This window comes from Desulfosporomusa polytropa (genome assembly GCF_055380075.1).
In genome coordinates this window covers 2,128,227-2,149,934 of the sequence record NZ_AP042400.1, presented here as the reverse complement: position 1 = coordinate 2,149,934, position 21,708 = coordinate 2,128,227, and the positions used below count along the sequence as shown (strand labels likewise).

General features: G+C 40.6%; 22 protein-coding genes. 17 read left to right on the top strand and 5 right to left on the bottom strand.

Annotated features, from left to right (window positions below; translation table 11 throughout):
- Positions 1–29 precede the first annotated feature (29 nt).
- Together ACZ449_RS11920 and ACZ449_RS11915 are read right to left on the bottom strand one after the other, a co-directional pair.
- Entirely contained in the window at positions 30–1,136 is a 1,107-nt protein-coding gene (locus ACZ449_RS11920) for a DUF362 domain-containing protein (protein WP_464261219.1), read from the bottom strand.
- A 98-nt stretch (positions 1,137–1,234) separates the two neighbouring features.
- Entirely contained in the window at positions 1,235–1,471 is a 237-nt protein-coding gene (locus ACZ449_RS11915; RefSeq protein WP_464261218.1) for a hypothetical protein, read from the bottom strand.
- Between the two features lie 189 nt (positions 1,472–1,660).
- Between ACZ449_RS11915 and ACZ449_RS11910 the strand changes: the two genes are divergently transcribed.
- The 10 genes from ACZ449_RS11910 (at position 1,661) to ACZ449_RS11865 (ending at position 13,046) form a co-directional block, all read left to right on the top strand.
- A complete protein-coding gene (locus ACZ449_RS11910; RefSeq protein WP_464261217.1) occupies positions 1,661–2,170 on the top strand; it encodes a cyclophilin-like fold protein in 510 nt (169 codons plus the stop codon).
- An 18-nt stretch (positions 2,171–2,188) separates the two neighbouring features.
- Positions 2,189–2,662, top strand: a complete 474-nt coding sequence (locus ACZ449_RS11905) for a flavodoxin (RefSeq protein WP_464261216.1) — start codon at positions 2,189–2,191, stop codon at positions 2,660–2,662.
- 50 nt (positions 2,663–2,712) lie between these two features.
- Positions 2,713–3,129 carry a cupin domain-containing protein gene (locus ACZ449_RS11900; RefSeq protein ID WP_464261215.1) on the top strand — a complete coding sequence of 139 codons (417 nt, stop codon included), beginning with the start codon at positions 2,713–2,715 and terminating at the stop codon, positions 3,127–3,129.
- A gap of 117 nt (positions 3,130–3,246) precedes the next feature.
- On the top strand, positions 3,247–3,501 hold the full coding sequence (locus ACZ449_RS11895; RefSeq protein ID WP_464261214.1) for a hypothetical protein: 255 nt from the start codon (positions 3,247–3,249) through the stop codon (positions 3,499–3,501).
- A gap of 63 nt (positions 3,502–3,564) precedes the next feature.
- A complete protein-coding gene (locus ACZ449_RS11890; RefSeq protein WP_464261213.1) occupies positions 3,565–4,518 on the top strand; it encodes a DMT family transporter in 954 nt (317 codons plus the stop codon).
- Positions 4,519–4,702: 184 nt separating this feature from the next.
- Positions 4,703–5,608, top strand: coding sequence for a DMT family transporter (locus ACZ449_RS11885; RefSeq protein ID WP_464261212.1), 906 nt, complete (start codon positions 4,703–4,705; stop codon positions 5,606–5,608).
- Between the two features lie 94 nt (positions 5,609–5,702).
- Entirely contained in the window at positions 5,703–7,082 is a 1,380-nt protein-coding gene (locus ACZ449_RS11880) for an aminopeptidase (RefSeq protein ID WP_464261211.1), read from the top strand.
- A gap of 126 nt (positions 7,083–7,208) precedes the next feature.
- Positions 7,209–8,369, top strand: coding sequence for an efflux RND transporter periplasmic adaptor subunit (locus ACZ449_RS11875; RefSeq protein ID WP_464261210.1), 1,161 nt, complete (start codon positions 7,209–7,211; stop codon positions 8,367–8,369).
- A gap of 12 nt (positions 8,370–8,381) precedes the next feature.
- Positions 8,382–11,507: an efflux RND transporter permease subunit gene (locus ACZ449_RS11870; protein ID WP_464261209.1), complete on the top strand. Its 3,126-nt coding sequence runs from the start codon at positions 8,382–8,384 to the stop codon at positions 11,505–11,507.
- Positions 11,508–11,852: 345 nt separating this feature from the next.
- Complete coding sequence (locus ACZ449_RS11865) at positions 11,853–13,046, top strand: pyridoxal phosphate-dependent aminotransferase (protein ID WP_464261208.1); 1,194 nt, start codon at positions 11,853–11,855, stop codon at positions 13,044–13,046.
- 324 nt (positions 13,047–13,370) lie between these two features.
- Here ACZ449_RS11865 and ACZ449_RS11860 read toward each other — a convergent pair whose 3' ends face one another.
- On the bottom strand, positions 13,371–14,150 hold the full coding sequence (locus ACZ449_RS11860) for an alpha/beta fold hydrolase (protein WP_464261207.1): 780 nt from the start codon (positions 14,148–14,150) through the stop codon (positions 13,371–13,373).
- A 159-nt stretch (positions 14,151–14,309) separates the two neighbouring features.
- Positions 14,310–14,780, bottom strand: a complete 471-nt coding sequence (locus ACZ449_RS11855) for a MarR family winged helix-turn-helix transcriptional regulator (protein ID WP_464261206.1) — start codon at positions 14,778–14,780, stop codon at positions 14,310–14,312.
- Positions 14,781–16,269: 1,489 nt separating this feature from the next.
- Here ACZ449_RS11855 and ACZ449_RS11850 point away from each other — a divergent pair.
- The 6 genes from ACZ449_RS11850 (at position 16,270) to ACZ449_RS11825 (ending at position 19,564) form a co-directional block, all read left to right on the top strand.
- Complete coding sequence (locus ACZ449_RS11850) at positions 16,270–17,250, top strand: biotin synthase BioB (protein ID WP_464261205.1); 981 nt, start codon at positions 16,270–16,272, stop codon at positions 17,248–17,250.
- Positions 17,247–17,369 carry a hypothetical protein gene (locus ACZ449_RS11845; RefSeq protein WP_464261204.1) on the top strand — a complete coding sequence of 41 codons (123 nt, stop codon included), beginning with the start codon at positions 17,247–17,249 and terminating at the stop codon, positions 17,367–17,369. Before ACZ449_RS11850 ends, ACZ449_RS11845 begins: the two co-directional genes overlap by 4 nt.
- A 54-nt stretch (positions 17,370–17,423) precedes the next feature.
- Positions 17,424–17,807 (top strand): helix-turn-helix transcriptional regulator, encoded by a 384-nt coding sequence (locus ACZ449_RS11840; protein WP_464261203.1) that lies wholly within the window; start codon positions 17,424–17,426, stop codon positions 17,805–17,807.
- A 51-nt stretch (positions 17,808–17,858) separates the two neighbouring features.
- Positions 17,859–18,008 carry a hypothetical protein gene (locus ACZ449_RS11835; protein WP_464261202.1) on the top strand — a complete coding sequence of 50 codons (150 nt, stop codon included), beginning with the start codon at positions 17,859–17,861 and terminating at the stop codon, positions 18,006–18,008.
- Between the two features lie 114 nt (positions 18,009–18,122).
- Positions 18,123–19,205: an HD-GYP domain-containing protein gene (locus tag ACZ449_RS11830; protein WP_464261201.1), complete on the top strand. Its 1,083-nt coding sequence runs from the start codon at positions 18,123–18,125 to the stop codon at positions 19,203–19,205.
- A gap of 29 nt (positions 19,206–19,234) precedes the next feature.
- Positions 19,235–19,564 (top strand): hypothetical protein, encoded by a 330-nt coding sequence (locus ACZ449_RS11825; protein WP_464261200.1) that lies wholly within the window; start codon positions 19,235–19,237, stop codon positions 19,562–19,564.
- A gap of 216 nt (positions 19,565–19,780) precedes the next feature.
- Here the strand turns inward: ACZ449_RS11825 and ACZ449_RS11820 are convergent, their stop codons facing one another.
- Entirely contained in the window at positions 19,781–20,113 is a 333-nt protein-coding gene (locus ACZ449_RS11820; protein WP_464261862.1) for a DUF3231 family protein, read from the bottom strand.
- A 101-nt stretch (positions 20,114–20,214) separates the two neighbouring features.
- On the opposite strand from ACZ449_RS11820, the gene ACZ449_RS11815 reads away from it, so the two are divergent.
- On the top strand, positions 20,215–21,456 hold the full coding sequence (locus tag ACZ449_RS11815) for a hypothetical protein (RefSeq protein ID WP_464261199.1): 1,242 nt from the start codon (positions 20,215–20,217) through the stop codon (positions 21,454–21,456).
- Positions 21,457–21,708: the final 252 nt, after the last annotated feature.

The following is a 21,708-nucleotide window of genomic DNA, read 5'->3' as shown; positions in this document are numbered from 1 at the left end:
GTATGAATTGTAAGACATGGTTTTTTAGTTTATAGGGTAATCAATTCATAATTGCGGCTGCCCATGCCGATTTCTTCTCCATGGCGCATTTGAATAGTACCGTCTATGTAAGGACGCAAACCCTGAAACTTATCTGCGCCAGCTTCAAGATTGGAGGAAAGGAAAGAATGAGAGAAGCCAAGCTGTTTATTGACTAGATCATAGCTTGCCTGATCAATAGCTACTGGGTCAGTGGAGGCCAAAAAGCCGATATCTGGAACAATCGGTGCATCGCTCCACGATGCACAGTCACAGTCAGGTGTGATATTGAGTAAAAAGTTTATATAACCAATACGTGTCTCGTGGGCCTTATGTACCCCATAGCCATACTCTGTCATGCGTTCAAGGAAAGCAGCCAGATCTGTTGCCCAGTCCATTCCATTGGCCTTTACCGGACAAACAGTTAAACACTCGCCGCAGCCAATACAGGCATCTGGGGAAATATTTGCCTTCTTTTCACGGATGCTAATGGCCGTTTCCGGACAAACAGCACTGCATTTTGAACAGCCAACACATTTCTCTTGATCGACTACAATCTTAAGAGCATGCTGTTCTTTTTTTCCAAGTGCCGTTGCTCCGCCCATAGCCAGATTTTTAATAGCGCCACCAAAACCAGCCATCTCATGACCCTTAAAGTGCGATAATACAATCATGCTGTTGGCACTGACAATGTCTGTAGCCAGTTTCACCTTACTAAAGTGTTTTTTATCAATCTGTACTTCAGTCATGCTTTCGCTGCGCAGTCCATCGGCTATGATGATGGGAGCTCCTGTAACCGTATAGTCAAAACCATGTTCCAATGCGGTCAGTAAATGATCAACCGAGTTATGTCGGCTTCCCGAATACAGCGTGTTTGTATCGGTTAAAAAAGGTTTAGCACCATTTTCTTTTATCTTATCTACCACTTGTCGCACAAAAACCGGGTTAATAAAGCCGTCACTTCCACGCTCACCGAAGGTTAGTTTTATTGCTGTAAGGGCATCTTTTTGGAGGAATTCATTAAAGCCGGCTTGATCAAATAAGCTTCGTATTTTACTGATCTTATTACTTTTGTCTGTTCTTGCTCTAAGGTTTACAAAATATACTTTGCTGGACATGTATCTTTCCCCTTTCTAATAAAAGCCGCTTAAGTATCCATTTCATCTTACAGCCTTGAGTTAACTCGAAGTCAATAGATTTATAAAATATTTTTCCCTTATGGAATTGATATAATCCAAGAGAGCACTTGTCCCCAAGCCGATGGTGCTAATTTTTTCTTTGATTCGCGGCATGGTACGATATTCGATCTTACCGGAGAAGTCCGGGGCATTTTTATCGACGGCTGATGTGTTGTATAAGGTAACAGCCGATAAGGGCAATTTGAAATCGCAACCGCCGAGCAGGAGTTTGCAGCTCCGGCTCCCATAGTTTTGATAAAAACACGACGATTCATGATGGTTCCTCCCATTTTTCCTAGTGAATTTAGCATAGCACTTGGACTTAACTTGAGGTCAAGCACTTTTCGAAAAAAGTTTAAAAGATAATTTTTTTATAAAAAGTAAAAAAACTATTGACTTTGAGTTAACTCAAAGTGATAACCTTTGATGTAGAGATCAAATCTAAAACTTGTGAGGTCATATCAATGAAGAAAATATCAGTTGTTGCCTTGATGATAGGATTCTCTATTATGCTGGTAGGCTGTGGCACAGAAGCAGCGAAAAGTAGTTCCGGGATGGGCGGTGTTCAATCGGCTTATAGCAAAGACCATATCTATAATGTGTCGAAACCATCTGGAACTACCAAGATTAAGTTGAATTTTGGTAGTGTCGAAGCGGTTGCAGAACTGTATGACAATCCGACGAGTCGCGACCTCGTGTTCATGCTGCCGCTCACACTGAGTCTTAAAGACTTCAACAATACCGAGAAGATCGGTTATCCACCGCGTAGCCTATCTACGGAAAAGGCACCAGAAGGATATGCGCCATCAGTAGGTGATTTGACCTTATTCGTTCCATGGGGCAATCTGGCGATTTTTTACCATGACTTTGGCTATTCCCAAGGGCTGGTTCCGATAGGGCATTTCACGTCCGGACTTGAGACACTGGCAAAAGATGAACGGCGATTTTACAGTCAGGATCGAAGCTTTAAATGAATGAAAGGGGTTTTTTAGATGAAAAATATTTTGATTGTGTATTATTCACATTCTGGGAACACGGGTAAGTTGGCAAAGCTGATCGAAGAGGCGACCGATGGGACACTTTGCGAGATCTTACCGGAGAAAGCCTATCCTAGCGACTACAACACAGTTGTGGAGCAGGCGAAGAAAGAAATCCAGGCAGGCTTCCGCCCAGTACTCAAGACCAAAGTCATGGATCTCGCATCTTATGATATAGTCTTTGTCGGCACGCCGAATTGGTGGAGTACTATCGCACCGCCGATTGCCACTTTCTTGGAAAATTATAATCTGACAGGCAAGACTGTTGTTCCGTTCTGTACCCATGGCGGAGGCGGTTCCGGCAACATTGAAGGCACGGTTAAGACGCTTTGCCCTGATTCAAGAGTGCTATCACTTCTTTCAGTATATGGCAATGCAGTGAAGGCTTCAGAAGTAGAAACTTGGCTGAAAAAGCTTGGTGTAAACTAAACGAAACGAGTAAAGATGAGAGCTTATAAATACAAAAGGAGCGATTCAAAATGAGTGATTTAAGTAATAGCGTAATTTTTCCAAAAGGTAACAAGATGCCGGAGCCGTATAATAAATACTTTATCGGTCAGGCATATCTTGAGATGCTAGTGCCTGGCGACAAAGAGTTCAACTGTCCAATCGGAAACGTAACGTTCGAGCCCGGCTGCCGCAATAATTGGCATAAGCATCCAGGCGGACAAATCCTTTTGGTAACAGGCGGCAGAGGCTGGTATCAGGAAGACGGAAAAGAGGCGCGTGAACTCAAGGCTGGCGATGTTGTAAAGATTCCGGCAAAAGGGAAGCACTGGCACGGCGCTGCTAAAGACAGTTGGTTCGTACATCTTTCTGTTGAAACCAATAGTCAGGCAGGGCCTGCAGAATGGTTGGAACCTGTTACCGATGATGAGTATAGTAAGTTAAAATAGTCCTTTATTTATGCTGATGGCAATATAAGGGGATGCTGTGCTGACGAATTTTGTAAGCACAGCATCCCCTTTGCAAATAAAGTAGTAATTAATAAAGCGAGTTTGGAGGATGCACTAATGAGAATAAAGTATATTGTACTGGCCTGTATTGTGCTTGCAATAATTGCATTTGCAACTATGGGGACTTGGCATAAACAGGCTTCAGTGCCGGAGACTTCGAAGGCGTCGCAGCAGGCGGTATCCTCAAAGGAAGATGAAAAGACGCTGATTAATAACCAGAACAAAAAAGCTTTGGTAGTTTATACGATGGGAGGAATGACAGCGAAGGGAAAATGGAAAAAGACGCTAAGACCGCTCTTTTTTGCTGTATAGAGTTTGCTTAGTCTAAGATTGTTGTGATATGCTAAAAAAAATATATAGTTTAAGGAGTTATTCATGCAAAATCCAAGTCTTATGAAAACCTATCTCATTTTGTTGCTAGTCCCTTTGTTTTGGGGTGGTGCATTTGGTACGACGAAGCATGTGCTTACAGAATTGACGCCATTAACAGCATCGGCAATCAGGTTCAGTATAGCAGGACTGATTATGCTACTATGGAGTGGTTGGCGTAAAGAATTAGAATGGTCGTCAATTAGACGGAACTTTTTTAGTTTGTTTGCCTTAGGGGCCACAGGAGTTTTTTTCTACAACTATTTTTTTGCTACCGGAATGCAGTATACTTCTGCTATTACAGGATCATTGATAATCGTAGTAAATCCGGTTTTCACGGCGTGCATCGCCAGTCTTTTTATGGGGGAAGCGGGTAATATACGCACTCTCCTGGGGGTAATCTTATCTCTTATAGGCGTATCCTTTGTTGTTAGCAAAGGTGATTTTAGTATTCTCACTCATATGTCGATTGGGGTGGGGGAGCAATATCTGTTCGGGGCAGTAGCCAGCTGGGTTGCATATACGCTGTTAATAAAGAAAACGACGCGTACAATGGGCGCGGGTATGGTAACATCGGTCTCTACAATAATTGGCGCAGGGATGCTGCTGGCAGTTTCGATTTTCAGCGAGGGGCCATGGTATAGAGCTATAAGCATATCCACCCAAACGAAGCTGGAACTAGTCTATCTAGCCGTTTTTGCAACCGTTGTGGCCTTTTTATTATTTAATTGGGGGATTCAACGCGTAGGTGCGACAAAAGCTTCGGCTTATATAAACCTAATGCCTATAAATGCGTTATGGATTGCGGTGCTATTGTATGGTGAAAAAATATCTGCTTATCATGTAATAGGAATGTCTTTAACCATAGCAGGTGTATTTATTACCACACAAAGCAAAACGAAGATAACAGTAGATAACATCGCATCCCCCAATAGATACGCTCAGGAACAAAAGAAATAGCACCGCTTTTCTACGGAGCGGATACAATTACTTCATGGTTATAGGATGAAAGTCCACTACCTGTTACTTTGGAAAATAATTACTGTTATTAAGGCGATTGTGCTATAATGATATGTATATTGTGTGATGTTAACCAATAAACTCGTTCACAGGCGACATCTATTCGCCGGGAAGAGGGAATTTTGTGAGAATAGCTTACTTTCAGTTAGCATTATCAATGTCGATTGTAGGGGCTAATGTAGCAGTAGGGAAAATTATTGTTAATGAATTGCCTGTTTTTTTATTTTCGGAGCTCCGTTTTTTTATTGCGTTGTTATTTTTGATTCCAATAGTACTGGGTGATAGTAAAAAAATAACTCCTTTGAGCAAAAATAGCTTATTTTTTTTATTTTTACAAGCTTTTTTTGGCGTTTTTTTATTTAGTATATTCATACTGTATGGAGTTAGATTTACTACGGCCACTTCAGCAGGAATTATAACGAGTACTGTTCCAGCAGCTATTGCTTTGTTGTCCTTTTTTATATTAGGAGAGAAGCCTTCTGTAAGGCAAGTTTTTTCTGTCGGACTCGCGGTATTGGGAATTTCAGTCATTAGTTTTCAAGGCGTTTCCACCGAAAAGGAAGGTGCCTTATTAGGGAACCTGTTAATAATAGGAGCAGTGGTCTCAGAGGCTCTTTTCACGATCTATGCTAAGAAACTTTCTGGTGTTCTAAGCCCCCTCCAAATGGCGGTGGGCGTAAATATAATGGGATTGTTTCTATTTCTTCCATTTGCGATTAACGAGGCGTTAGATTATAGTTTTAACTCAATTAGTATATCTATGTGGTTTTTAATCGTGTATTATTCCGTAACAGCCAGTGTACTTTCGTTTATTTTGTGGTATCGTGGTGTTAAAAAGGTAGCAGCTAGTATAGCAGGTCTTTATACTGGGTTTATGCCGATTGCGGCAACACTTGTTAGTTTGATTTTTTTAAAAGAGAATTTTGGGCTTAGCCAATTGAGTGGGATGGTATGTGTACTTTGCGCTATTTATTTAGGGACTAAAAAGTTTAACAGAGCAGAAAAAACAATAAGCCAAACTATCAAATAGAAAACACGGCCATCACAGCCGTGTTTTCTATTTGATATATGTATATATTTTAACACTTGTTAGTGCAAATAATATAGAAAGAAGGTATTTGTTCATGGAAAGAAAAAACGTTTGGACAAAATATGATAATGAAGAATTGAAGGAATTAGAATCGGTCAATAATGAATATTTAAAATTCTTAGATGGCGGAAAAACAGAGAGAGAATGCGTGAAAATCTCTGTGGGAATGGTAGAAAAATCCGGTTATCAAAATCTTGCAGATATAATAAAAAATAAAACAAAATTAAAGGCCGGAGACAAAGTGTACGCTACAAACATGAAGAAGGCCATTGCTTTATTTTTGATTGGTGAAAATCCAATTGAAGCAGGAATTAACATTTTAGGGGCACACATAGATTCTCCAAGACTAGACATTAAGCAGAATCCATTATATGAGGATACAGAGTTAGCTTATCTTGATACCCATTATTATGGCGGAATTAAAAAATACCAGTGGGTTACTTTACCACTTGCAATTCACGGCGTTGTAGTAAAAAAGGATGGAACGGTTGTTGAAATAGTAATTGGCGAAAATGAGAAAGATCCTGTTGTGTTCATTTCCGATTTGCTCATTCATTTATCACATGAACAACTTGAAAAAAAGGCAGATAAAGTAATTGAAGGCGAAGAACTTAATGTAATTATTGGAAATAAGCCATTACAAGGTGAAGAAAAAGATGCCGTAAAAAAACAGATTTTACAACTTATCAAGGATACATATGACATTGAAGAAGAAGATTTTATTTCAGCAGAATTAGAAGTGGTTCCAGCAGGAAAAGCAAGGGAAGCGGGAATTGATAAGAGCATGATTATGGCTTATGGTCATGATGATAGGGTATGCGCGTATACGTCCTTAGCAGCAATGCTTACGTTTGACAACATAAAGAGAACAGCCTGTACAATTCTTGTGGACAAGGAAGAGATCGGTAGTGTTGGTGCAACTGGCATGCAATCAAAATTTTTTGAAAATACGGTAGCAGAAGTATTACATGCAATGGGCGGATATTCAGAACTTATACTTAGAAGAACACTTGCGAATTCAAGGATGTTATCATCAGATGTTAGCCCAGCATTTGATCCAACATTTGCTTCAGCATTTGAAAAGAAAAATTCAGCTTATTTTGCAAAAGGAATGGTATTCAACAAGTTTACAGGCGCAAGGGGAAAATCCGGTTCCAATGATGCAAATGCAGAATATATTGGAAAATTAAGACACATTTTAGATGAACATAAAGTTGCATATCAGACAGCAGAACTTGGGAAGGTTGATTTTGGCGGTGGCGGTACCATAGCTTATATTTTATCACTTTACGGTATGGAAGTAATAGACTGCGGTGTGGCAGTGCTCAATATGCATGCTCCTTGGGAAGTCGTAAGCAAGGCTGATGTGTACGAAACTAAAAAGGGTTATATGGCATTTTTATCGTCACTTTAAGAACTGTGAAATATTAAAGAAAATTTTATATTAAAAGATATTTTGCAAAATTACAAGGAATTTTTAACTTTAAAGGGAATACTTGAAAATACTAACATTTTTGATAAAAAGTGAGGTTATTTTCGCATGTTTATTATTAAAAGTAGGCATAGAGAGTTTTTGTTTTTTTGTGTAATTTTAGCATTCATGTTATTCGCAACTGGTTGTGCTAAAGAGCAAAGCGCCACAAAGCCGCTGCCAGTTGTTAAGGCTATTGAGATCAAGTCGCAAAGTGTTCCGATAGTATTAGAATTTGTCGGCCAAATTGAGTCACAACAGGAAGTTCAAATCAAGGCGAAAGTTTCCGGGCAAATCATCGAACGCCTTGCACCTGGCGGACAAATGGTAGTTCTGGGACAGCCTTTATTTAAAATAGATCCGCAGCCGTATGAAATAGCTTCGATTGATGCCCAAGGACAACTTGCCGAAAGCCAGGCAGCATTAAGCAAACAAAAACAAAATCTTGCCAGGATGGAGCGTCTTATTGCCGTTGATGCTATTTCACAGCGAGAATATGATGATGCTGTCGAACAGGAAAAACAGCTTGGTGCAAGAGTAGATTCGGCTAATGCCAAGTTAGATAAGACAAACCTGGATGTTGACAATACCTTGGTTGTAGCGCCTATTAGCGGACGAATGGATACCAGTAATTTGGCTGTCGGCACTTATATTCAGCAGGGGACAACAACGATGGCTACAATTTCCTCTATCGATCCGGTACTGGTAAAATTTAGCTTGAGTGAGAATGAATATTTACGCTTTTCGAAAGTATATGCATCTCGTGGGCAAGTTTCAGAAAATGGCAACAATCTAGAGATTGTTTTAGAAGATGGAACTGTATATCCGGAAAAAGGCAACGTTACGCAAATCGAACGAGGTTTAAGTTCAGGGACCGGTACACTTACTATCAAAGCGCAGTTTGCCAATCCACGGGGAAGATTGCTTTCCGGCATGTTTGCCACAGTAAGGGCAACTTCTGAAATTCGTACAGACGCTATATTGGTACCACAGCGTGCGGTACAAGACTTAATGGGCAAAAGTATGATAACCGTAGTTGGCGAAGATGGCAAGGTTGAAGTCCGGGCTGTTACTACAGGACAGCGGATGGGTTCATTTTGGCTTATTGAAAATGGTTTACATCCTGGTGAAAAAGTGGTGGTGGAAGGTATCCAGAACGCGAAGCAAGGCCAACAAGTTAATGTAGAACTAGTCGAAATTGAACAATATGGGCAGAAAAAAAGCCAGTAAGGGGGTAGTACAATGGCGAAGTTCTTTATTCAGCGTCCGGTTTTTGCCATCGTTCTATCGCTTATCATCACTATTGCGGGAACGTTGGCTGCCTTTTCTTTACCAATATCCCAGTATCCCCAGATATCTCCGCCTAGGGTGACCGTATCCGGTTATTATCAAGGGGCCAGCGCTGAGGTGGTAGAGCAGTCTTTGGCTCAGGTAATAGAGCAACAGGTAAACGGTGTTGAGGGCATGTCCTACATGAGTTCAGTAAGTGGCAGTGATGGCAGTTATAAGCTGGATGTTGTATTCGGACTTGACCGAAATGGCGATATTGCGTCAGTACAAACGCAAAACCGGGTTTCACAAGCTACTGCCAGTCTGCCGGAAGAAGTTACACAGGCTGGACTGACAACACAAAAGCAATCGCCTGATGTCATTATGTATTTTGTGCTTTATTCACCGAAAGGAACCTTTGATGCCGTATTTCTTAAAAATTATGCCAGTGTTCAGATTGTTGACACGATTAAACGGATTCCAGGTGTCGGGGCTGTAGATGAATATGGTTCTGACTTTGCTATGCGTGTTTGGCTGCAAGCAAATAAAATGGCGGTTTTGGGAATTACTGCAACCGATGTACAGCAAGCTTTGCGGCAGCAGAATATTCAGGCGCCGGCAGGCAGAATTGGCGAATATCCCAATTTGCCTGATCAGGAATTCCAGTACAATGCACAGGCAAAAGGCCGGTTGCAAACACCGACTGAATTTGAAAATATTATTGTGCGCTCTAATCCGGATGGCTCGCTAATCCGTATTCGTGATATTGCTAAGGTTGAGCTTTCCGGAAAAAACTATACATACTTTAGCGAGTATAACGGTCAAGAAGCCGTTGCGTTTGACATTAAATTAACGCCAGATGCCAATGCTTTGGATACCGTAAACAAAATCCGTGCTGTAATTGAAGCGGCGTCAGAAAAATTTCCTAGTGATATTAAACAAGATATCGTCATTGACAATACTTTATTTGTTAAAGAATCCTTGAAAGAAGTCGTAAAAACCTTTCTAGAAGCCTTGTTATTGGTGCTGATCATCGTATTTATTTTTTTGCAGAGCTTCCGGGCAACACTAATCCCTATGCTGGCCGTTCCGGTTTCACTTATCGGCACCTTCACCGCCTTTTATATCTTTGGGTTTTCCATTAATTCCTTAACACTATTTGCAATGGTACTGGCCATAGGTCTGGTAGTTGATGATGCCATTGTAGTAGTGGAAGCGGTTGAACACCATATGCGGCATAATCATTTATCACCGAAAGAAGCCACTATCAAAGCAATGGAAGACGTGTCAGGTCCGGTTGTTGCCATTGCGTTTGTGTTAGCTTCTGTGTTTATTCCAATAACCTTTTTTGGCGGAACCGTCGGCGTTTTATACCGTCAGTTTGCCATTACCATAGCTTCTTCCATGGCACTTTCCGCAGTAGTTGCGTTATCCTTGACACCTGCACTTTGCACACTGCTGTTAAAACCGCATACAGAAAAAAACAATACTAACGGTCTGGATCGATTTTTTAATGCATTTAATGAAGTATTTGACAACCTTGTAGAACGTTATGGAAGAGGAGTTATTCATTCTACAAGAAAACTTAAACTGTCGATGATGATGTTTTTAGTCTTGCTTGTTTCTGCCGGTTTTATTATAAAAACACTGCCATCAGGCTTTGTACCGGATGAAGATCAAGGGTATTTTATTACATCTATTTCGTTACCGGAAGCGGCTTCTATAAATAGAACTCGCGAAGTCGGTAATAAGGTGGCGGCAATGATTCGTGAGTTGCCAGGCATTAAAGATACGATATTAATTTCCGGTGTAGATATTCTTTCAGGTGCGGCTAAACCAAATACAGCCATTGTTGCTGTTGCCCTAAAACCTTGGGAAGAAAGAACTGAGCCTGCATTGGCTGTCCAAAACCGCATTCGCGAAGTTATCATGCGTTCACTGAAAACAGCCGAGGGCAAGGTGGTGGCTTTTAATGCGCCGGCATTGCCAGGTTTAGGCGGTCAGGGAAAAATATCTCTGATGCTGCAAAATCGCGGTGGAGGTTCTCTTGAGGAAATGCAGGATGTCGCCAACCGCTTTATTGCCGCCGCCAATCAGCTGCCGGAAATTGGCGTGTTTTACACTACCTTCCGGACCGATACACCTGCGTATAATTATGAGTTAAACCGGGAAAGAGCCGAAACATTGGGAGTATCCGTGAATGATGTGTTTCAGACTCTGCAGTATTTTATGGGAGGAACCCAGGTAAATGATTTTAATGCCTATGGACGCGCATTCAAAGTTGTCCTGCAGGCAGATCCTAAATTCAGAGCCGAACCTGATTCAATCCGCTATTTGTTCGTGCGCAATTCACAGGGGACGATGGTGCCACTTAATGCACTGGTAAGTCCTGCTTCAATAAATAGTCCGCCCATTATAAAAAGGTTTAATGGTTATCCAACCATTCAAATTGGCGGCGATCCAGCTGCCGGTTATAGCACCGGACAGGCACTTGCAGCGTTAGAAAGAGTGGCGAAGGAAACCCTGCCTGAAACCTATTCGTATGAATGGGCTGATTTAAGCCGGGAAGAAAAGGAGTCAGGCAGCCAGACTTTACTGATATTCGGCTTGGCGATCGTATTCGTATTTCTGTGTTTAGCCGCTTTGTATGAAAGCTGGAGTGTTCCCCTTTCAGTAATCCTGGCGGTGCCGACAGCTGCACTGGGAGCAGGTATTTTCCAGTCGCTTCGCGGTTTTCAAAATGATGTTTACATGCAAATCGGCTTGGTGATGCTCATCGGATTAGCCGCTAAAAATGCCATCTTGATTGTGGAGTTTGCCAAAGAACGAAGTGATCAGGGAATTCCTGCCGAACAGGCCGTTCTGGAAGCAGCTAAACTGAGACTCAGACCTATATTAATGACTTCGTTAGCCTTTATCATTGGCTGTATCCCGTTGATGTTAGCGACTGGTCCGGGTGGCGGAGCACGGTCAGCAATGGGGACTGCGGTGGTTGGCGGAACCTTGGCTGCCACTACCTTAGGTATTTTCGTTGTGCCCGTATTGTATGTGGTGGTAAACAAAGTTTGTGCACAGTTTACCAAAAAACTTCATATGTGATTTTTTAGCTTTTAGTAGCTCTCCGTTTTATCATTGTAAAGCTGGCTTAAAAGACCTCAAGCAGAAAATACTCCTGCCACAAATGACAGGAGTATTTTCTGATCTCTTGTCGTATCCTTATTCTCAGTTTGACATCAAGATTGCCGTGCGGTTCGTCCCAGAACAATATATTAGCATAATTTTATGTAAACAAAATTATACGAAATAAAGGAAGGATTTCGCGGAAGAGTATGGAAAAGTATAAAAGGCTCTTTCATATTTTGTTTACAAGAAACTTATCTGCGTAATAAGAGCTGTAGGTTTGCCCTGCATCGATTTAAAGTGATTTTCAGGAGGTATACTTTTATGTTAAACCAAAATATTTTGGCACTCGGAAAGAAGCGTTCGACAATTCGTGAAATCTTTGAATTTGGTAACCAGCGTGCAAAGCTTGTTGGAAGGGAAAACATCTTTGATTTTTCACTAGGCAATCCCAATGTGCCTGCACCAGATTCAGTACAACACGCAATTCGTGATATAATTAATACTAAGCATCCATCAGCTATTCACGGCTATACTTCAGCCCAGGGTAATGAAGATAGTCGTACTGCAATCGCGAAGTCTTTAAACACCCGTTTTGGGACCGAGTATTCGGCAAAAAATCTTTATCTTACTCTTGGTGCAGCTGCATCTATTTTGCTCTGCTTTAAGGCACTCACAGCTTCGCCAGAGGATGAGTTCATTGTTTTTGCGCCTTTTTTCCCAGAGTATCAGGTATTTATTGAGCATGGAGCTGGTGCTAAGTGCGTAGTGATCTCCGCTCAGGTACAAGACTTTCAGATTAACTTCGAAGAATTCGAGAAAAATTTAAATTCTCATACGAAGGGGGTTGTGATTAATTCTCCTAACAATCCTTCAGGTGTAGTTTATTCGGATGAAACTATTAGCCGTCTGTCTGCACTTCTTAATGCAAAGTCAGAGGAATATGGTCATCCTATTTTTCTAATTTCTGATGAACCTTATCGTGAAATAATTTTTGATGGAATAGAGGTTCCATTTATTGCACCGAAATACAAGAATACGTTGGTTTGTTATTCTTATTCTAAGTCGTTATCGCTTCCCGGGGAACGTATTGGCTATGTATTGGTGCCTAACACAGTAGATAAATTTGAAGACCTATATGCTGCTATCTGCGGTGCTGGACGTGTACTAGGTTATGTCTGCGCACCAGCGTTGTTTCAACAAGTTATTACTCGTTGTGCAGCAGATATAGCCGATATTTCTATTTACGAAAAAAATAGAAATATTTTACTTGAAGCGTTAACTTCTATGGGTTACAACTGTGTGAAACCGGAAGGCGCATTCTATCTGTTTCCCCAAACGCTAGAAGAGAATGATCTTGCATTCTGTGAACGCGCCAAAAAATATGATCTATTGCTCGTGCCTGGCACAGATTTCGGTGCTCCGGGCCATATGCGCATTGCATACTGTGTACAAACAGAAACTGTTCAGCGTGCTTTGCCTTTGTTTGAAAAGTTAGCAAAAGAGTATGGACTTTAAACCAATGTTTCATGAAAGTCCTTACAGTGTTATAGGCATTGGCAAGTCTAGAAATCTAGAGAAACTACTTAACGATATATGTATAGATGATAGATGTTAGAACGTGGTAAGTGTTGAACATGGAGGCTTATATCTGGCCTTACCTATTTGAATAGGTAGGAAAAAAGTCGTTCGAGGTGTTGAAAAATCATCTTGAACGGCTTTTTGTATTGTTTGACGGTTAGAGATCCCCATATATTCAATGATGAACTGTAGTTGCTGTCATTTCAGACCGTCTTATGCATTTGTGTATACATTTATTATGTTTTTTATAAATCCAATTCCCTACACGACCGTAGTAGCGATATTTCCTAAAATATTGGAAAGATCTAGCGGAACAGATAAAAATGGAAAATGATCCGAATCAAGGGTATATACTTTCTCGACAACCCTTTGAATCATCTTGTCTTGTAGTTCTAGGGAAAGCATATTATCCCGGAGCGTTTTAATATAAATTTTAGGGACACAGGCAAAATTTTTGCCTAGATTAGCTGTTTGATATTGTGCTGCGATAGCTTCTCCGCCCAAATGTTGGATCACTTTTTTCGCAGCTTCCTTATTCATATTGCCGCAAAGAGTCTTAGGTACTATTTGCGGATTCCAATAGGAAATTTTATTATCCGGTGAAAGCGTGACAAGTCCTGATTCGGCCATTTTTAGCCAATTCCTAGGATTGATACCGTCTCGCAATCCGTTTACACTTTCGCCGTCATTAAGCAAAAATCCGCATAGAACTACTAATTTCTTTATTTTTGTCGGATTATACTCCGCTGCTTGACAGGATATCGCTCCACCTAAACTGTGACCAACTAGAATCACTTGGTTAGATTCCTGATCAAGGATAGTAGCAACATAACGTGCGTAGCTCTCCAGATTCTGATTATTCAATGGAGTATTGTTGTTTCCGTGTCCCGGTAAATCGACAGCAAATACTCGGTGTCCTTCTGCTTCAAGCCGCTCTTTTACTGGTTTCCAGAACCAACCACTAAGCCAAGCACCCGCAATAAGAATAAAAGTTTGCGGGCTATTTTGTTTTTTTTGCAATGTACTAACGTGATTTTTCATAATTTTTTCCTCCCTTACTTCGCTAATCCATTGGCCAGTGATGCTATCACGTTAATTATATCGTATAACGATATAATCGTGCAACGATATAATTATATTTCTATATAAAAAATAACCACTCCAATCTGGGAGTGGTTAAATGCTTTCTTAAAATTAATTTCAATTACTATCCTTGCTTTCAATAGATAATAATTCTGTAAACTGTCGCAAAGAATCAGATAAACTATCTAATGATTGATTGCTCATTTTTGCCAGTGTATTAAAAATGAAAGTATTACCTGCTTCATTTTTTATATGCTTAACTAAATTACGGCCACTTTCAGTAAGAACAACCCTAGTAATTCTAAGGTCAGAGCTGTCTCTAATTTTTCCAACTAGCTTCTTTTTTTCTAACCTTTTAATTTTTTCGGATAAAGTATGGGGCGCATTGCCGATATTGGCCGCAATCTGTCCTACTGTTGGAGGCAAAGTATCATCAGCAATATCAAGTTCCAATTCATCAATTTCAATTAAAAGATGAAATTGTTCTAATGACAAATTGTATTTTTGTGCTGTTTCATGGTGTTTTGCAACTACCATTTTGGTGATAAGTTGCCCATAATTCATAATTTCTAATATTTTTGTATTCATATCATCACCCTCATTAAAGCAGTTAATCATAATTAACCTATTTTTTAGTCTAACAGAATTTATAACTAAATTCTGTTGACATAAGAACGACTAAGGCTTCTGCCGGCGACGCACCCGGATGGTGCTAGTGCCGATTGCGCCATGGATGGCATAGCAATTCGGTCGTCCTGAGGGACTTGGCACAAGCCAAGTCTTTTCTTATTGAATAAGAAAGTATAAGTTTGGGGAGTCGCGGATGCCTCATAAAACAAGGGTTGTCAGGTGGCCGTACTGTTTACGTCTGGCAACCATCGTAACTCCGTAACCCCTTGACCTTTGCCGGAAAAAGCGTTCCGTAGGAGAAAAGCCGGGTGGTATTCCGTAAAAAAATCCGTACTGTTTGAGCGTAGCGAGTTTACGGATTTTAGGAATATCGCCCGGCTTTTCAGCTTTTGGAGGCTTAGGGCCTAGACCTTTTGTTACTTTTGGGGCAATGCCAAAAGTAAAACCCCTCTCCTTGTATTACATTGACTCAACGTAAGCCAAAAGACCGTGTTAGCGGTTTTTCTTATGATTGCAAACAATATTACAGATTTGAATTTAAATAAACGCCGTCGAGATCATCCTGCGTAATACCTATATATACGTTTGGTCCCTTTGAAGCGGTGCTTTGTCGGCGTTCTTCTTTTTAGATAAGCACAAGGGAATAGTGCCAGGGATCTACAACCAATATAATGGATCATGTTTCTTTATTATTATAGTTCTTTTTTTATTAAGATGTAATATGAAATTGTGTAAAAAAGCGTGTTGGGAGTGAATATCATTTCTGTGTCTACAAGTTAACCTGAAACAAGGATATCCAATTAGGGGTATTTTTTGGATTTAATTTCGCTTTTCGCCTAGAAGACTTAAGCATTACCGACCTTATTAATTATAAGATGATTTTTCTGAGTATAATTATCGAAGCCATGCCACAAAAAAAAAGCCCCCTTTCTCGTGAGGGGGGGCGTTGCACGAAAAATGATGAAAAACTATCCCCTCCACGGTGATGTTAATGGTAAGGATTAAAGAAGTAGTAATTTATTTGACAAGTAATTTTAGGTATTGCTTTATATAGGAAATAATGCTATAATTCTTCACAAGTTAACAAGTAAATATGTACCGTTATTTTAAATAAAATACTCAGACTAGTATCTTTATGATACGGAGTATTTTAGTGATTGTTTAATTTTAAACCTAAGCAAAGGCGCTTAGTTATATCCTTTTTTGGAGAAGGAATAGCTAAACGCCTTTATTATTTCTACTTATATTAACATAGCGCTAAGATTGTAGTAAGAGATATGTTATTAGTAGAGTCATTATTTATATAAAAGGACTTAGTCTAGTAACTGTAGTTATCTACTACTTTGACTATCATTATAAGGATATGAATTTACGCTTAAAAGAAAAAGTACAAAGTGTACAGCCACTGAACTATTTTCGAAATAATATAAGGGAGGTAGGATTTTAGATGACAACACCAATTGAAGTAATTAGCTATGCACGAGAAAATGCTTTACAGGGGAGATTGTTAGATCGGGATAAGATCATTGCCTTATTAGAAATTGATCCTGATTCATCATTGGCTGACACACTTGGGAAAGCAGCTAGAGAAGTTGCTGCCGAGATTACAGGGAATTTTGGTCGAGTATGGGCGTCGATAGGAGTCGACTATGCGCCTTGCCCGGTTAATTGTCATTTTTGTTCTTTTGGCGAACAATGGGGAGTGATTCAAGAAGAATACAGATGGAGCGCCACAGAAATTGTTGATTTAGCTAAGAAGTTTTTATATGGCGGTGCTAAATGGATTACGCTCCGCACTACGGAATATTATAGTCTTTCCGAGTTGACTGCTCTTGCGAAACAGATAAGGAAAACAATTCCGGGTGATTATGGTATTGTAGCCAATACTGGAGAGCTAACTGATCAAACGGCCACATTACTAAGGAATAGTGGTATCTCCATTATTTATCATAGTCTTCGACTTAGAGAAGGGATTGATACTGGATTGGCAGTTAAAAGCCGCTTAGAGACACTTGCAGCCGTTCAGACATCGCCGTTAGATTTAGCCTTCTTGGTAGAGCCTGTAGGAAGTGAGCATACTGCAGCAGAGCTTGCTGATGTTTTTCTAACGGCAATGGAATATGGCGCAAGCCTTACTGGAGCAATGGCTCGGGTTCCTGTTCCAGGTACACCACTTGGCCATATCCCCGCTGTTTCGGAGCGCAGGTTAGCCCAAGTTGCTGCCGTGACAAGGTTGGCTGCTGGCAGGAATGCACCCGATATCTGCATTCATCCAGCTTCCCAGCTAGCCTTGGAATGGGGTGCCAATGTAGTAGTGGTAGAGGCTGGAGCAATACCGAGAGACACAGGTAACAGTAAGAAGGAATGGAATAGTTTTGACTTGGAAACGGCAGCAGACTGGTTTAGACAAGCTGGGTACAAAGAATGAAAGGTATCGGCTATAGGTTGACAGATGCCCAGGCGCTAGCCCAAACTGACAGAGTTTTGGTAGGGATGCTGGCCATCGGTGTAGTTCTCTGGCCTAGGCGTGTTACTGACAAACAGTAGCAAGCGACTTGAAGGAAGGTATAATAACTGGTAGGCGAAGGGGTGTGAATTGAGGTGAAGATAGTGGAAGAATTTGAAAAATGCCCATGTATGGGAGTAAATCTGGATAAACTGATTCAACCAGCAACCCTCACGTTGCTAGCTAGTTCATCATTGCATGGATATATTATTGTGCAAAAGCTGCAAGAAACGAGTATATTGCAAGGGAAAAAGCCTGACCCGTCTGGAGTTTATCGCTGCTTAAGGCTAATGGAACAACGTGGCTTAGTGACTGCTGAGTGGAATGTGGAAGAAACCGGTCCAGCAAAAAGGTTATATACTGTCACTGATAAGGGGTTAGAGTGTTTGATGCGTTGGATGAGCACGCTTGAAACGTACCATCAATCATTGGGATTTTTTTTAAAGATGATGAAAGATAGTATTCAAGAAAAAAGCTGATTCAAAAGGATAAGCTGGGCAGCCTTTTTGAATCAGGGGGTGCTTAACTTTGTGATGACTCACAACTTGCAAGCCATCACAGTTGATGATGGTGTCATAAGAAGGGCGGTACTAATAGTTCTATTCAATATTTTGGAAAAAATAAAGGAAACAAAGGCAGTAGACTTGGTAATGAAGTCTACTGCCTTTGTTTTGTTTTAAAATGCTGTCTCTAATATAAGTTAGAGATATACAAAATACAGGAATTTCGCCTTTGTTGTCGAATTTAAAATTATTCATTAAATACCAATAATTGGGCGAGGTGTGTTAAGCTATATGACTAAACCTAATCACCAAACTGCTCGTAGGATAATTGAGCAGCAAATTGAATTTTTAGTGCCTGGTATAGAACTGGCCAACGATATTTGCTCAGATGATGGTAAAATACTATTTAGCCAAGGTACTATTCTTAACCAACAGGCTATCAAGAAATTATCTACATGGGGAATCAACAAAGTAAAAATTATAGCTGAAGTAACTACTAATCCTATTACCAATCCTAAGGTTCGGCAATTTATTAACAGCTATAATCAATCTGTTACTGTTGTACAAAAAGCGTTTGATGAAATACGCCAAACACAACAAATCCCAGGTGAAACTTTTCAAAATTTCCAGACGACAGCGAATACTATTACAGAACGTGTAATGGCTGCTGGCAATATTATTGATCAACTATATAATCTGCCACAATGTGATGATTATACTTTTCGCCATAGTGTCAATGTTAGTGCCATTGCCGCTCTTATTGCTACATGGCTGAAATTCCCACCAGAAAGCGTTAGCGCTATTTCCCTATCTGGTTTATTACATGATGTTGGTAAATCCCAGCTAGCACCAAGACTATTAAATAAGTCAAGCCTTCTTTCTCCTGCAGACTATGAGTGTTATAAACAACACACTACCTTAGGCTATGACCTTGCGAATAAAATACCGAATATGGCCCAAAGTATACTTTCAGGATTAGTTGAGCATCATGAACGGGAAGATGGCAGCGGCTATCCTTTCAGCTTACTAGGCGAAAACATTCATCCTTATGCCAAAATTGTTGCTGTAGCCGATCTCTATGATGAAGCACTGACTATTAATTGTGATCAGCCTGGAGCGCTTAGCCCTTATGAAAGCCTAGAGAATTTGCGTACACAGATCCATTGCCTTGACGCCAAAGTATGTATCACTTTTGTCGACAATATGACCAACTTTCTATCTGGTAATCCCATTGCTCTCACAGATGGGCGATGTGGACGAGTGGTATGTATCAATAAGAACACACCCTCGCGTTCCATGGTACAATTAGATAATGGCGAAGTTCTAGACTTAGACGATGAAACTGATTTACGTATCCATTACATCATCCGGTAAAGAATATAAGACATAAGGGAGGGACAAACGTGCAACACCAATTTAGACAAGAAAAGCAAATACAAATGAACGGCAAGCCATTAATTAAAGATGACAATAGAATATACCGTGTCCAAAATCCTATCCGTAATGAACAATCATTAGCTATCTTTTTTCTATTTAAAGCCCATATTTCTAAAAGCGTGAAAAAGACAGCAGAAGCGCATCCCAAGACCAACATTATTTTTGGTAAGGTCGGCGGGTCCTGGTGGAAACCTAAATACCATATTATAGTTGGCGGAAAGACGAAGAAGGCTGTTCAGGCTGCTTCCGAAATGCTACAAAATACTTTAAGCGGCGGAAAAGCAAAAAACGCATAAATGGAGACTTAATTCAGACGGCGTTTTGACGCCGCATGAATTCTAGTCGAAATTATCCAGGGACTTAGCCGCTCTTACTCCGCTTATAGAAGCGGAAGTCTTAGAGCGGGTTAGTCATCGGATAAAAAATAAGAAGACGAATTTTCAACCTAAAAACTGATAACAAATAAAAACTGCAGCTAACCTTTAGAGGGTGGTTGCAGTTTTTTGTTTATGCTATCTGTTCAATGCCAATTCTTTGCGATCAGCCGCTTGGGGCGGTTGCTCCAGCCATCCATGTTTTATCATAATTTGTGCTCCGTCTTCTCCAAACGCGGCTATCTCAGCCATCAGGCGAGCGTAATCGTTAGCCACATCCACCCTGGTACTTGAGCCTAAAGCTGCTCCGTAATTTGCCATGCTTAACGCAATCAAGGCCGTTACTTGTTGCATCATTAGCTTATCAGAGAAAGGGGCGATAGTTGAATCTGTAACTTCCGAATCCCATGTTGCAGGAGCAGAGAGGTCGTCCTGGCAACCAGCTTGGTTATTTCCCCCATATGAGGGTATTATAATTAGTAATTGCGCTACGGTGGGTTGTTCACATTATACAACCAAAGAAAGCTAGCCGATTAAATAAAGCCAATTTGACTTCTCAGCAAGGAGCTACAATGAGCGATAGCTATACCCCACGCCGCAAAAGAGTTGATCTCTCAAGATTCGATACCATGCAGATGCATGTTAGACATCCGTTGATAGCCGTATGGTGGGCAGCATCGTTTGCGGGCTTTGGACAGATGATGGTCGGCAGTTATGTGAAAGGCTACCTGCTGGTACTCCTGGAAATTATCATCAATATGCAAACAGAGTTGAACTTGGCGATAATTTATTCGTTCACCGGACGTTTTGAGCTGGCTAAAGATGTTGTGGATACCAGGTGGCTTGTGGGCTATGTTCTCGTTTATGTGTACGGGTTGTGGGATTCCTACAACCTGACCGTGAATACCAACAAGCTGGCCGTACTTGCCACCCGGGAAAAGGCTCCGATCGATGTATTCAAAATGATACCGTTCAGTATCAACTACTTGGACAAAAGAGTTCCGTGGGTCAGCATTTTCTGGAGCTTTGTGTTGCCGGGATTAGGACATATGTACGTGCTTAGAATGGCTACCGGCTATTTCTTAATCTTCTTCTGGTTGCTCTGTGTCTACTATTCACGGTTTTTTCAAGTAGTGCAGTTTACTTTCATGGGGGACTTCAGTCAAGCTATTGCAGTGGCTGATCCGCAGTGGTTGTTGTTCTTGCCTTCTATTTACGGTTATGCGGCTTATGAAGCATATTCTTCAACAGTAGAACTTAATAAAATATTCGATATAGAATTACGTGAATTCATGGAGAAAAGATACCAGGCGTTGGTGGTGAAACTTCCCATCTTGAAAGCAGAGGGGGCGGCCGAGATGCTAATTACGGCAACTTTTGATCATTCGCAATTCGTTGAACTGGCAGTAACTGAGTTAGAAGAGAAGGGCATTCCCAGAGAAAAGATATTAGCAATTCCGCTTGTACAGGAAAATAAGGACTTTGCAATTTTAGATACCATCCATCGGGCTGATGGGATAAGTATATTTGATACAGCCTCGGTATTTGCCACCGCAGGCATGACCCTGGGGGTAATCTACGGTTTTATCTGGCACTGGGGGCCGATAATCTGGGGATTGATTGGGCTACTTGCAGGATCAACAGCAGGGTTTGTTTTGGATTATCTGTTGACCAAGCGCAAGATTTCCGCGAGAAGAAATGTCAAAGGCTCGGAATTGGTGCTCATCGTTAGTTGCGAAAAAATGCAAAGTGATTTGGTGGAAAAAGTGCTGCGCAACAATACTGCCTTTGGTGTCGGAAAAGTAACGGCGTAATGAGTAGCCGATTACAAAACAGCGCACATTATTAGTCGTCTACTTCGAGCAAGTACATGCATCAATAATATATCAAAAATAATAGTACTTATTTATTTGAATTTATATTTTTTTTTAACCTCTAGTTCTTCCGAAATGTTCACGACAGCAAGTGAAAAGATTACAATTCTTACATATAGTATTAATTTTAGATACATTATTAGTATTTTTGGTTTGTATACAATAATACAAATGGTTATGATGAAAAACATC